The following is a 12,708-nucleotide window of genomic DNA, read 5'->3' as shown; positions in this document are numbered from 1 at the left end:
TTCGAGTGGTTCAGCAGTCGGATCGGGAATGACTCGATGTCGCGGCCGAGCCGGTCGAGGCGCCATACCGCCAGGGTGTCGCCCGGTCGTGCCCGTCGAACGGGCCGGCTTTCGTCAGTGTTCGGACGAACCCGCACCGGGACCTTGACGGTGTCGTTCACCGCAGCTACCGGGAGACAGTCGCTTTCGCGGCGGCCAGTGTCTGCTCGAGTAGGACTGCGATGGTCATCGGGCCCACTCCACCGGGCACCGGAGTGATCAGACGCGCCGGCCCGGCAGCGCTGGAATACTCGACGTCGCCGACGTTGCCGGGGTTGTAACCAGCATCAACCACAACCGCGCCCTCTTTGATCCACTCGCCACGAATCAGTTCTGGATGTCCGACGGCAGCGATGACGATGTCGGCGTTTCGGACGTGATCAGCCAAGTTGCTGGTGCGGGAATGGCAGTACGTGACGGTCGCATCCCGAGCCAACAACAGCATTCCCACCGGCTTTCCCAGTATGGGGCTTCGACCGACCACGACGACGTCTTTTCCGGCGAGCGAGACATCGTAGGCGTCCAGGAGTCGGAGAATCCCGCCCGGCGTGCAGGAATGAAATCCGTTCTCGTTGAAGGCCATTGCAGCGAAGCTGTGCATGGTGACGCCGTCGACGTCCTTACCCGGCGCAATTGCCTCGAACGCCGCGCGTTCGTCGATGTGTGCGGGTACGGGGTGCTGCAGCAGAATGCCGTCCACCGTCGGATCCTCGGACAGTGTGGTGATTTCCGAGACGAGCTCGGCGGTGGTGATTTCCGAGACGAGCTCGGCGGTGGTGATCTCGCGCGGGAGTTCAACGTAGCGCGACTCCATCCCCGCCTCGGCGCACCGATTGCGCTTCATCTGGACGTAGGTGTGTGAGGCGGGATCGTCGCCGACCAGCACGGTCGCGAGGCAGGGACGCCGACCATGCTCTTGGGTGAATTGCGCTGTCTCGCGGCCTACTTTGTCCAGGATCTTTGCGGCTACCGCACGGCCGTCGATGATGCGTGCACTCATGTTCAGTCCTCTCGATAAAGATCGAGAGACACCCAGGCGGTCGATGTCGGCCCTGCTCACGCTCCCCGGTGGTCACCCACCCGCGCCAGTCGCGCAGCAGCAAGCCTAACGCGCAGTTTCAACTCCGACCAGTCCAGCCAATTCCACTCGGCTCAAAGTCTCGCTGGGTGCGCTGTTGCAGCAACCACAAGAATCCGCAAACCGTGGGTGACACGCAACGATGCCTGCAGACTCCCGTTCCGACGCAGCAGGTCGTGTCACCGATCTCGGTCGCCGATGTCGATGCCCAGCTCGTCGACCCCGCGAATCTGCTGGTCGGTAAGACATCGAGCAGGATGAATGTCTACAGCGATCGGGCGTTGTCGCAGGAGCCGTCGGTGGTGGATCAGTATGTCAGTGGCGGCAGCGAGGATCTGATTCTGCTCAGGACTCGGTGGCCTCCTTGCCGTCCGCCACGATCTCGTTGATCAATGCAAGAAGTCCGATGATGAGTGCGCGTGTGGCGAAGAGGAAGAAGTTGTCATCGTCGTGATGGCGCGTTTCTCGCGCCGCAGCCGAGAGAGCGGGCAACTCCGTGTTGCGCGCCATCCGCTCGTAATCGCGAGCTCGTCCACCGTGGCTGTGCACGACGTCCGTGACGGACAGCGCGTGCTCGGCAACCGCGGACAGCAGGAGCGATGCCTGCGGCAACGGCAGATCGTACGCTTCCGCCACAGCCTGATGGTGGGCGTCCATCACCTTGAGAACTCTGGGCGAGATGTCCTGCGAGTTACGTACGAGGAACCCGGCGATGCCGGCATTCTCTTTTGCGAGCCGACGAAGTGAGACGGCTACCTCGAGGAGGTAGGCGTCGAGTGCGACGTCCTCGACAGACGGCGCCTGCCACCCGGCGAAGATCTCCTCCGCCGTGATCACCTGGATGTCGGCGATCCCACTCGTGTGCTTGTAGAGCGAACGGATTCCGACGCCGAGTTCGTCCGCGACATCGGCGACGGTCACCCGCGGCAGCGTCAGCCGCCGACCGGCCTCGGCGATCGCCTCACGAGTTATCTTTCGCGGTCGGCCGCGTGGACGTGACTCGGGTTGGGGCTCCATATGCCTCATCCTGTCAGCCGAGGTGCCGGGGGCGCGGCATGCGTCCCCGGCACCGATGGCTACTTCGCGAGTGCCGGCACGATGTTCCCCGAAATGACGTGCTCGATCACGTACGGGATCGAGAGCGGAGACGGGTTCCGCAGTGCGGTGCTCGCGGACAGATCCATCGCGATGTAGCCGTCGTTCTTCACCGCTGACAGATCCTGGAAAAGCAACGATCCTTCCCAGTGGCTCTGGATGCCGGCGCCGAAGTAGCCGATCATGACGATGTCCGCGTCGATGGCCGCGATATTTTCCTCGGAGACCCCGGCTGAGCCGGAACCGTCACCTAGCCCAGGCAGAGCCGATGCGGTCTCGCTGAACGTCAGTCCGAACGCGTTCATGATCTCCACGCTCGCGTCAGCCGGATCGTTCATCACCTTGATCTGATCCGGAGTGCCGAGCGAGAGGGTGTAGTCGTGGCCCACGATCTGGGCATACTTCGCCGCCGCGTCGGTCAGTTGCCGGTCGACATCGGCGATTAGCGCGGACGCCTCCTCGGACTTGCCGAGCGCTTCGGCGATGCTGGTCGTTTGATCGCGCCAGCCGAGCTGGAGATAGTTCGACTCGCCGGGCCCGAGTACAGGTGCGATACCTGAGAGCTGGTCGTAGTACTTGCCGAGCTGTGTATAGGTGTTGGCGATGATCAGGTCCGGTTGCAGCGCCGCTATCCGCTCCACGTTGAGGTCCGCTCCGTTGGCGCCTGTCGTCGTCGTGTCGAGAATTTGCGGCGTCTCCTCGAGCACGGGCGCCAGCCACGGTGCGACGCCGTCGGGAGTGGCGAAGAACTTCGCGATCGCCACCGGGGTGACCCCGAGGGCGAGCGTCACGTCGGTTTCCAGCAGGCCGAGCGTCACGACTCGCTCGGGAGCCTTGTCGAGTTCGATTGTGCCGTAGGCGTGTTCGATGACGATCGATGATGTGACATCGCCGCTCTCGACGTCAGCGGTAGTGGAGCTGCATGCGGTGAGCGTGAGTGCGGCGATGGCGAGCGCGGCGAATCCCGTTGCCCTTCGATGAATGTGGTGCATAGGTGTGATCCTTCACGAAGTCAGTTATAGTAAGGGCAACCTTACGGCATTAAATAAGGAAGATTGCATAATGGACGAAAAACAGGGCCCTCTGTACGGCGGCCGCCACCGTCGAGTGTTGGATCATCCCGATCACCGCGACGGCGTCAATCACGGCACGATGACACTGATCCGCATCAGCGACCTCGCCCCGTCCGTCGTCCGGCTTACCGCAACGGTCGACCATGAAGGCGATCGTGACCGCTGGCGCGTCACCAATCCTGCGATCCGTCTGGAATTGCCGGACGTCACCTCGACGGATACCGTCTCGCGCGTATACACCGTGCGCTCGTGCCACATCGACGACGAAATCGTGATCGAGGTGGATGTCGTCCGGCATGCAGGAAGCAGTCCGGTGATGCAATGGCTTGAACACGCGACAGTGGGAACGAGTGTGCGGATCCTCGGCCCTCGCCCGCACTTCTGTCCTCCGTTCGTCGACGGTGTGCCGGTGGGGATGTTCGCCGACGAGACCGCGATCCCGGCACTCGCGACCATCTTGCGGGACTGGCCCGATGGCCACCCCGGCGAAGCCTGGGTGCAGACACCCGACGAGGCTGTCGTCAGCGACCTCCCTCAGCGCGAGAGCGTCACCGTGCACTGGATCCGTCGTCCGGCCGCCGTGGAAGCAGGTACGACCGGAAGCCTCGTTGCCGCAGCACTGGAGTTCAGCGACGCCCACCCTGCAGAGGTGACCGTCTGGGCGTGCGGCGAGCATGATGAAATGCGTCGCATCCGTAATCACTTCCGGCGCGAACGCGCGATGACGCGCGCTGAGGTCGAGGTGTTCGGCTATTGGCGTCGACATCTGACGAGTTCCGAGATCGACGAAGCGCGGTTGAGGCGTTACGAGCGCGAACTAGAGCGCAACCCGCGCATGACCGTTCTCGATGATTTCGACGTCGAAGACTGAGCCTGCCTGGCTGTACAGCTGAGGCGGTGGGCGTCGTCGATCGTGGTTGCCGATGTCGATGCCCAGTTCGTTGAACGTATCGTCGATCCTGCAAATCTGGTGGTCGGTGCGGGCCCCGAGCAGGATGAATGCGTACAGGGATCGGGCGGTGTCGGCATCCTCGCGGGCTGCGACAACAACGGCATCGATCAGCGCGGCAACCTTTCCCAGGCACTGAATGTGGTGTCGGCCTGTGACGTCGGCGCAGGTACCGAAGGCGGGAAAAGGGGGCGCCACGCTGCGAATACCGGACGCGGCTGGAGAACTCCACATCATCGCCGATCTGCGGACGAACAAGGTGAGCTGCGCTACAACCGTTTCGGCACCGGACGAAGGCACCGCCGGAAAACGTGTCACCTGGATTGTGCGCCAGTTGAAAGCGTCGCCCTTCAATCTCGGCAGCAAGAGGTCGGGCACCGCCGCCGGTTTCATCAACCGCGTCACGGTATCGGCAGAAACTTTCTATTCCGAAGTTGTTCAACCGCTGCGTGAGTGGGTTCCGGCCGCATCGAAGGCGTCAGACCTTCCTCGCGACGAACAAGCCGACGACTGCGAATGACAGTCGCGTCCTGATCGGCATCCGGATCGACAGGTGCTTCACGAGTGGATCACGAACAGTTCGAATCACCCGCCACGCAGTTCACCGTTCGCGGTGAACAGCGTGGCGGGTTGCGTCGGCCACTATCTGCGCTATGCGGGGATTCATCCCGGCCCTGGATCGGACGTGGAGGAATTCCGGCTCCACATCCGGTAGATCCATCCGCCGTTCGAGCCCTTCCGGTGGGACGCACCCTTGCGCCAACAACGCAACTCCAAGGCCCGCCCTGGTTGCGTTCAGCACTCCGGCGAGATGGCCGGTGTCGCAGACGACGTCGCCGGCCAGATCGTGGTGGGCGAGGGTGAACAGGGCGCGCTGGCGGAGAATGCACGGTTCGTTGATCGAGACCAGCGGGACCGCGCCGGACGGCCTCGACCAGAAAGTGGCTGCATACCAGGCCAGCGACACTCGGCCGGCCGACTCCGCATTCGGAGTCTGCGGCGCACCGAGGAAGAGTGCGACGTCGACGGTGCCGTCGTCGATCCCCTTCCGCAGATGCGCGGCACGGTCGATCCGAAAGTAGACCGAGCACCCCGGATAGTTCTCGTGCAGGGCCTCGCGGATGCGGGGCAGGATCACGTCGGCCGCATGCTCCGGCGCTCCGATGGTGAACGCGACGGCTGCCTCGGCCGGTTCCTGGTTGATTCGAAGCTGAGTGACCGCGTCGTCGTGCGCCGCCAATATCACTCGGGCCCGGCCCAGTAGAAGCTCCCCGTCTGGGGTGAACCTACTTCCGCGCCCGTGACGTTCCACCAGTGGGCGGCCGACGGTCTTTTCCAGACGCCGCACGTGTGCGCTGATCGCAGATTGCGAAAGCTGAAGCACTTCCGCTGCGTGGCGAAAGCCACCGTAGTCGGCTATCGCGATGTAACTACGAAGCGCAACGATGTCAAGTACAACCGACATGCCGAATCCAAAGTGATGATGGTCACGAAAAAGCGTGACGGTGCCGTTCCACAGCCCGACCATTTGCCGAGGCCACAGCCTCGCAGGTTACACCGATTACGAAACGCGATCAATGTGATCACCGGGTGTTGTTGGACGTCGATTGTGTAAGACGACCAACCTGGCAAAGCCCCGACGGCGTGACGAAAGCTACCCGGGGGCCTCTCTTTGCCGTCAGACATTCCACCCCCACAGACCCCAGGTGAGAAATGCTCAATTTCCGAGAACGGTCCTCTTCTTCGAAGGAGGATTCGGCGCTCACACCCGCCCGCCGCGCGCACGTCACACGTCGATCACGTCGAATAGTGGCCGCAGTGGCGGCAATCGGTGTCGTGGCCGGGCTTACCGCGTGCAGCACGAGTGACAACACCGATACGTCGGGCACCTCGACCGCCGCATCCGACTCGGCCACACCGGTTCGCGGCGGCACACCGACCATCGGGCTGGGCGCGCCGACTCCCGGTTTCGATCCGGCGAAGCTCGCGAACGCCGGTGCCACTACCGGCACGCTGGAACAGTTCGCACTGTACGACGTGCTCGTGCGACTGGACCGGGACACCGGCAAGTACGAGATGCGGACAGCCGAATCCGTGGAGCCCAACGACGATTTCACCAAGTGGACGTTGAAGATCAAGCCGGGGATCAAGTTCTCCGACGGAACTGCGTACGACGCGAATGCCGTGAAGTTCGTTCACGACCGTGAAATCGAATCGGGTGTCAATCCCGCGAAGTCGTACATCAGCCCGTCCGGGTTCGTGAAGTCGATCAGTGTCGTGGACGACCTGACCGTCGAGTACGACTTGAATCGCTCGTGGGCGGGCTTCCCGTTCGTTCTCGGCGGAGTGAACGGAATCATCTACTCGCCGACGGCATTCGCGAAGGCAGGCAGCGCCGATGCCTTCAATCTCAACCCCGGTGACGCCGGCGCAGGCCCGTTCACGTTGAAGTCCTACACGCCGGGCGAGTCGGTGCAGTTCGTCCGCAACGACAACTACTACGGCGGTGACGTTCCGCTCGACGGCCTCACGTTCAAGAAGCTCGACGGTGCGCCGTCCACCTTCCAGGCCGTCAAGACCGGAAGCTTCGACGCCGGCTTCGTGCGTGATCCGAGCACTCTCGCCGATGCCGAGAAGGACGGGTTCGACGTCGTGAAGACGACCTCGTATCTCGGAAACATCGCGGCCATGAACGGCGGCAACGTGATCTGCAAGGGCAATCAACCCCAGAACGTCTGTGAGGGCAAGCCTGACGGTTCCACCGCCCAGATCCCCACTGCAACATCGAATCCGACGGTCCGCAAGGCAGTTGCCGCGGCGCTCGATCCGTCGATCGTGAACAACCGGGCGTTCGCCGACGCCGCAGTGCCGGCCGACGGAACGTTCGGCGGCACCAACTGGGATCCCGAGGTTGCGTTCCCCAGCCACAACCTCGACAACGCCAAGAAGCTGGTCGAGCAGGCCAAGTCGGAAGGCTGGGACGGCAAGATCCGTGTGCTGTCGCAGAACGATCCGGCCGGAACCGCTTGGGGTCAGGCTGTCAGCGCACAGCTCAAGCAGGCTGGGTTCGATGTGACCTGCGATTGCTCGGTGGATCTGACCAGCCTCATCTCCAAGGTTCTCTCCTCCCGTGACTACGACGTCGTGAACTGGGGCTTCGGCATCTCGTCCACCGACTTCACGCAGACGTTCGTCCAGTTGCAGCAGGCGATCAGCTCGTCCAACTCGATGGGCTTCGTCGACGAGCCGCTGGCACAGTCCTGGGACGATCTCGGTAAGGCGTCGACGCCCGACGAGCAGCGGGCTGCGCTGAAGACCGTCGCCGAGCGGTGGAACGACACCATGCCTGCCGTGCCGCTGGTCCAGCTTCCGACAGGTCTGATCGTGTCGGGCAAGCTGCACGGTCTGGAGTTGGCCGGTATCAATTCGATCCTGTTCGACAAGGCCTGGCTGTCCTAGATGGCGATGCAGTCCTCAACCCTCGGTGAGCCCGTGGCCGCAAGCAGCGCAGAACCGCTGCTGGCCGTCCGCGGGCTCACCGTGCGGTTCCCACAACCGCACGGGCAGGCCGCGCTGGTCGTCGACGGTGTAGACCTCTCGGTGCGCCCCGGCGAAACCTTGGGCATCGTCGGCGAATCCGGTTCCGGCAAGTCACTTCTCGTGCGCTCACTGATGGGGCTTCTTCCGGCCGCCGCCGAGGTCGAGGGTGAAGCGAGGTTCGACGGCGTCGATCTCCTTCGGATGCCGGCTCGTCGACGTCAGTCGATCAATGGCCGCGAGCTGGCGATGATCCTACAGAATCCGATGACCTCGCTCAATCCGGTGCGTCGGATCGGTGCACAGCTGACAGACCCCTTGCGGGTACATTTGGGACTGTCTCGGCAAGATGCCACTCGTCGGGCGGTCGAATTACTGGACCTGGTCCGGATTCCGGAGGCTGCGCGGCGAATCCGGCAGTACCCCCATGAGCTTTCGGGTGGCATGCGGCAACGGGTCACCATCGCGATCGCCCTGGCATGCTCCCCCAAGCTGATCATCGCCGATGAACCCACCACAGCACTCGACGTCACGGTGCAACGGCAGATCCTCGATCTACTCGGCAGCATTCAACGCGATCTGGGGATGGCGATGATCCTGATCACCCACGATCTCGGTGTGGTGGCCGATCGTGCCGATCGGATTGCGGTCATGTACGCAGGCCGCCTGGTCGAACGTGGTCCGGCCGCAGCCATTCTGAGCAGTGCGCGACACCGGTACACCGATGCGCTGCTGGCTGCGATTCCCTCGATGGATCAGCCGCTGCACACCAGGCTCCGAAGCATCGACGGCGCCATCCCGGACCCGACGCGGTTACCGGCCGGCTGCCGGTTCGCCCCGCGATGCACATTCGCCGTCGACAAATGCCACACCGAAGTACCGCAATTCTCCGGTACCGCAAATCATTCTGCTGCATGTTTTGTTCCGTCCGGAGGTCTCTGACATGGCTGGTTCAGGAACCGCGCATCTACGGGACGGCGCCACAGCCGTGCTGCGCGCCGAACACCTCGTCGCGGAGTTTCCGGTCCGCCGCAGGCAAGTCGTCCATGCGGTGTCCGACGTCTCGTTCGACGTACTCGAAGGTGAGACGGTGGGTCTGGTCGGCGAGTCCGGCTGCGGTAAGTCCTCGACCGGGCGGGCGATACTTCAGATCCCCTCCCCGACATCGGGTTCCGTGAAGCTCGACGGTACCGAACTGACGACGTTGAACGCCAAGGACCTTCGTGGGATCAGACCTCGGATGCAGATGATCTTCCAGGACGCGATGTCCTCGCTGAATCCCCGGTTGACGGTGCGCCAGATCGTCGCCGAAGGCCTCGACATCCAAGGGACGCTGGATGTCGCTGCCTCGGCCGAGACGGTGGACCGGATGTTGTCGGCAGTCGGCTTGAATCCGGAGATCTTCGGAGAGCGCACGCCGCGCCGGCTTTCGGGTGGTCAGGCACAACGGGTGTGTATTGCCCGGGCACTGGTACTCGGCCCCAGACTCATCGTCTGTGACGAACCGGTTGCCGCACTCGACGTCTCCGTCCAGGCCCAGATCGTCAACCTTCTCGAGGACATGAAGGACACGTTTGCGCTGAGCATGGTGTTCATCGCGCACGATCTTGCGGTGGTCCGCAGTGTGTCCGACCGGATGATCGTCATGTATCTGGGGAAGATCTGCGAGGTAGGCCCGTCGGACGAGATCTGCGCGAATCCCGCCCATCCGTACACCAAGCTCCTGCTCTCGGCCGTACCCGGAGCGGGAGCAGCCGATCTACCGGCCGAGACGGACGGTGAACTACCCTCGCCACTGAATCCGCCGTCCGGTTGCAGATTCCGGACTCGCTGCCCACTGGCGGACGACCGCTGCGCCGCCGAAGAACCCACCATCCGTGAACTGACCGCTGGGCAGTACGTAGCATGCCATCATGCCGGGGGATCGTCCGCAGCAGTGGGAGTACGGTAATGTCCACGGCTCTGCGGATCAAACTGATCGCGACGGCACCGATCCTGCTGCTCGTCACCTTCGGTGCCTTCATCATGGTCAACCTCGCTCCCGGTGACCCGACGGTGAACATTCTGGGTGACAACGCTTCTCCCGACGACTACATCGCGATGCGTCAGGAGTTGGGGCTCGACGACCCCCTCTTCGCCCGATACCTCTCCTGGCTGGGCAACGTATTCCAGGGAAACTTCGGCACGACGCTCGTTCCACCACAGCAGGAGGTGGCAACCGTTCTGGCGCGGGCAATTCCGGTGAACCTGGAACTGGCCGTGCTCACTCTGCTCATGGCTCTCGCCATTGCGATTCCGGTCGGAATGTGGTCGGCGTACCGGCCGGGCAGCCGGTTCGACCGCGCGGTGTCGACCACCTCGTTCGCGCTGTTGTCGATCCCCAACTTCCTGTTGGCGGTACTGCTGGTGCTGCTGTTGGCGGTGAACTGGCAGGTCTTTCCGATCGGTGGTTGGGCCAGACCCACGGAGGAAGGGTGGGGCGCAAATCTGTACCACGCGTTCCTGCCCGCTCTGGCCCTGGCGATCGAGGAGTCGCTGGTGTTCGCCCGCCTGTTGCGCAGCGACATGCACACCACCTTGCAGGAGGACTTCATCGTCGCCTCGCGAGCAAAGGGCATGCCCACCTGGCACGTCCTCGTTCGGGAAGCACTGCGACCCTCGTCGTTCTCCGTGTTGACCTTGACCGGTATCAGCGTCGGCCGGATCATCGGCGGTACCTTCGTCATCGAGCAGGTTTTCGCGCTCCCCGGCCTGGGTCAGGCGATCGTGAACGGCGCTCTCACACACGACTATCGAATAGTGCAGGGCGGTGTCGTGGTCGTCGCCGTGGTCTATCTCGTGATCAGCATCGTCGTCGATGCCCTGTACGGCTATCTCGATCCGAGGACTCGCCATGCCTGAGGTTTCAACGCTCCGCCTTCCGAACCTGAAACGGATTCCGCCACTGAGCCGTCCGTTGACTCTCGGTCTGGCAGGCGGTTCATTCGCCCTCGGCCTGGCTTTGATCGCTGCCGGGCTCTGGCTGGACTTGTCCGGACTGCTCAGCACTCTGGCGGTCCTGATCGGTCTTCTGGTGATCCATCGCGGAATCGTCCGGGCCGGAACCGCACTGTGGGGGCCGGGGTTCGACGCCGGGTTCTGGTTGTCGGCGGCCTGGCTCGTGCTTCTGACGGCGGCGGCGATCTTCGCCGACGTGCTGCCACTCGGCAACGCCTCCGATACCGTGGCCAGTCTCACCGAGGCCGGAAATCAACCGCCGGATCTGTTCTCGGCTCACCCGTTGGGTACCAACAATCTCGGCCTCGATCTGCTGGCGCGCTCGATCTACGCGGCTCGGGTCAGCTTGGCCACCGCCGCGTTTGCCGTGGTGGTGGCGCTGGTGGTCGGCGGCACCCTCGGGTTGGTATCCGGCTACACGAGGGGCAAATTCGACGCCGTCGTCGGCGTGCTCGTCGACGCCGCACTGGCCTTTCCGGCCTTGTTGTTCCTGGTGGCGATCGCCTCGGTGATCGGACCGCCGCCCTCGGTTCCGGCTGCCGTTCTCTGGGAGGGCGGAGCGCTCGCTGTGGTCATCACCCCGATGATGGTCCGGCTCGCGCGGGCGAACACCATCCGTTTCGCCGGACGTGACTTCGTCACTGCCAGCCGCACTCTCGGCGCAACCAATACCCGCATCCTGGTCCGGACGTTGGCGCCGAACGTGATCATGCCGTTGCTGGCGTACGCGTTCGTGATGATTGCTGTGGTCATCGTCGCGGAAGGTTCCCTGGCCTTCCTCGGTCTCGGCTTACAGCAACCAACTCCGACCTGGGGAAACATGATCGCCGAAGGTTCGCTGACCGTACTGCAGAAATACCCGTTCATCCCTCTCGTCCCCGGTGCCTTCATGTTCCTGACCATCTTCAGCTTCAACCGGATCGGTGAACGTGTTCGCGGTACCGACGAGACCCCGACTGCACGAGAAAGCCGGACACACTGATGTCGACAGCGCCATTGACCATCGCCAACCAACTAGGACCCGGGATCGGGGATCGACTGCGCTCGGCGCTCCCCGATCTGAACGTGGTCGACCAGGGCTGGAACGAGGGTGCGCCACTTCCGCCGGAGGCCACGGTGTTGTTCGCCGCGCCCAAGATTCCCACCGCGGACGACGGCACAGTGGACACCGAGTGGGCGGCGGGACTGGACTGGATTCACGTCGCATCGGCGGGTATCGACGGTATTCCCCCGGCGCTGCTGACCGGTCGTATCGCCACCTGTGGACGCGGTATCCAGGCCGCACCCATGGCGGACTGGGTTCTCGCCGTCATGTTGGCCCGCCGACGAGGAATCCCGAAGGTGTGGGTACACGAACCGACCACCGATGTCGCACCGTTGATCGAGGGCCTCGGCGCGGTCGAGGGAACCACATTGGGACTGATCGGGTTCGGTGAGATCGGACGTGCGGTAGCCAAGCGCGCCTTGGCATTCGGATACCACGTGCTCACCACTCGGCGATCATCCGCACCCAGTGCCGTCGACGGAGTCACTGTAGCTCCGTTGGAGTACGTGCTGTCGCAGTCGGACGTGTTGGTGGTGGCCGCGCCGGCCACACTTCACACGCGTGGCCTTCTCGACGCGGAGGCATTGGCCCTCGCCAAACCCGGGGTACACCTGATCAACGTCGCTCGAGGCGAATTGATCGACCACACAGCGCTGTTGGCGGCACTCGAGTCCGGCGTAGTCGGACACGCCACCCTCGACGCCACCGAACCGGAGCCACTGCCTGCCGGTCATCCGTTCTATTCACATCCCAGGGTAGACGTCAGCCCCCATGTCTCGTGGGCTGATCCGCGCACGATCCCCGGCACCGTGGACCGCTTCGTCGAGAACGTCCGCAGATATCTGCGGTCCGAACCACTTCTCGGTGTGGTCGACCCGGCCGAGGGCTACTGACA

13 protein-coding genes and 1 riboswitch are annotated in these 12,708 nt (G+C 63.5%); of the genes, 8 read left to right on the top strand and 5 right to left on the bottom strand.

Annotated features, from left to right (window positions below; genetic code table 11):
• Positions 1–166 precede the first annotated feature (166 nt).
• The 3 genes from ABH922_RS00320 to ABH922_RS00310 all read right to left on the bottom strand — a co-directional run bounded on the left by ABH922_RS00320 (position 167) and on the right by ABH922_RS00310 (position 3,204).
• The gene (locus ABH922_RS00320; protein WP_424805034.1) at positions 167–1,039 is read right to left on the bottom strand and encodes a bifunctional 5,10-methylenetetrahydrofolate dehydrogenase/5,10-methenyltetrahydrofolate cyclohydrolase; all 873 of its coding nucleotides are present in this window, start codon (positions 1,037–1,039) and stop codon (positions 167–169) included.
• A gap of 23 nt (positions 1,040–1,062) precedes the next feature.
• Positions 1,063–1,142: riboswitch (ZMP/ZTP riboswitch) on the bottom strand.
• Positions 1,143–1,462: 320 nt separating this feature from the next.
• Positions 1,463–2,134, bottom strand: a complete 672-nt coding sequence (locus ABH922_RS00315; RefSeq protein ID WP_424805033.1) for a hypothetical protein — start codon at positions 2,132–2,134, stop codon at positions 1,463–1,465.
• A gap of 59 nt (positions 2,135–2,193) precedes the next feature.
• Positions 2,194–3,204: an ABC transporter substrate-binding protein gene (locus tag ABH922_RS00310; RefSeq protein WP_424805032.1), complete on the bottom strand. Its 1,011-nt coding sequence runs from the start codon at positions 3,202–3,204 to the stop codon at positions 2,194–2,196.
• A gap of 70 nt (positions 3,205–3,274) precedes the next feature.
• Between ABH922_RS00310 and ABH922_RS00305 the strand changes: the two genes are divergently transcribed.
• Complete coding sequence (locus ABH922_RS00305) at positions 3,275–4,156, top strand: siderophore-interacting protein (protein ID WP_424805031.1); 882 nt, start codon at positions 3,275–3,277, stop codon at positions 4,154–4,156.
• Here ABH922_RS00305 and ABH922_RS00300 read toward each other — a convergent pair.
• A complete protein-coding gene (locus ABH922_RS00300; RefSeq protein WP_424805030.1) occupies positions 4,103–4,432 on the bottom strand; it encodes a hypothetical protein in 330 nt (109 codons plus the stop codon). The genes ABH922_RS00305 and ABH922_RS00300 overlap by 54 nt on opposite strands.
• Positions 4,433–4,493: 61 nt before the next feature.
• Between ABH922_RS00300 and ABH922_RS00295 the strand changes: the two genes are divergently transcribed.
• Positions 4,494–4,754 (top strand): hypothetical protein, encoded by a 261-nt coding sequence (locus ABH922_RS00295; RefSeq protein ID WP_424805029.1) that lies wholly within the window; start codon positions 4,494–4,496, stop codon positions 4,752–4,754.
• 81 nt (positions 4,755–4,835) lie between these two features.
• Here ABH922_RS00295 and ABH922_RS00290 read toward each other — a convergent pair whose 3' ends face one another.
• Positions 4,836–5,699, bottom strand: coding sequence for a LysR family transcriptional regulator (locus tag ABH922_RS00290; protein ID WP_424805028.1), 864 nt, complete (start codon positions 5,697–5,699; stop codon positions 4,836–4,838).
• Between the two features lie 248 nt (positions 5,700–5,947).
• Between ABH922_RS00290 and ABH922_RS00285 the strand changes: the two genes are divergently transcribed.
• Genes ABH922_RS00285 through ABH922_RS00260 form a run of 6 tightly spaced genes read left to right on the top strand, consistent with a single transcriptional unit; the run spans position 5,948 to position 12,706 of the window.
• A complete protein-coding gene (locus tag ABH922_RS00285) occupies positions 5,948–7,693 on the top strand; it encodes an ABC transporter substrate-binding protein (protein WP_424805027.1) in 1,746 nt (581 codons plus the stop codon).
• A 6-nt stretch (positions 7,694–7,699) separates the two neighbouring features.
• A complete protein-coding gene (locus ABH922_RS00280; RefSeq protein ID WP_424805026.1) occupies positions 7,700–8,713 on the top strand; it encodes an ABC transporter ATP-binding protein in 1,014 nt (337 codons plus the stop codon).
• A gap of 1 nt (position 8,714) precedes the next feature.
• Positions 8,715–9,722 (top strand): ABC transporter ATP-binding protein, encoded by a 1,008-nt coding sequence (locus ABH922_RS00275; RefSeq protein ID WP_424805025.1) that lies wholly within the window; start codon positions 8,715–8,717, stop codon positions 9,720–9,722.
• Positions 9,722–10,672, top strand: coding sequence for an ABC transporter permease (locus ABH922_RS00270; RefSeq protein ID WP_424805024.1), 951 nt, complete (start codon positions 9,722–9,724; stop codon positions 10,670–10,672). Before ABH922_RS00275 ends, ABH922_RS00270 begins: the two co-directional genes overlap by 1 nt.
• Positions 10,665–11,750, top strand: a complete 1,086-nt coding sequence (locus tag ABH922_RS00265) for an ABC transporter permease (RefSeq protein WP_424805023.1) — start codon at positions 10,665–10,667, stop codon at positions 11,748–11,750. Before ABH922_RS00270 ends, ABH922_RS00265 begins: the two co-directional genes overlap by 8 nt.
• Entirely contained in the window at positions 11,750–12,706 is a 957-nt protein-coding gene (locus ABH922_RS00260; RefSeq protein ID WP_424805022.1) for an NAD(P)-dependent oxidoreductase, read from the top strand. Before ABH922_RS00265 ends, ABH922_RS00260 begins: the two co-directional genes overlap by 1 nt.
• Positions 12,707–12,708: the final 2 nt, after the last annotated feature.

This window comes from Rhodococcus sp. 27YEA15 (assembly GCF_049739425.1).
GTDB lineage: Bacteria > Actinomycetota > Actinomycetes > Mycobacteriales > Mycobacteriaceae > Rhodococcus_F.
Note: the sequence above shows the minus strand (reverse complement) of the source record. Positions and strands in the feature narration are given on the sequence as shown.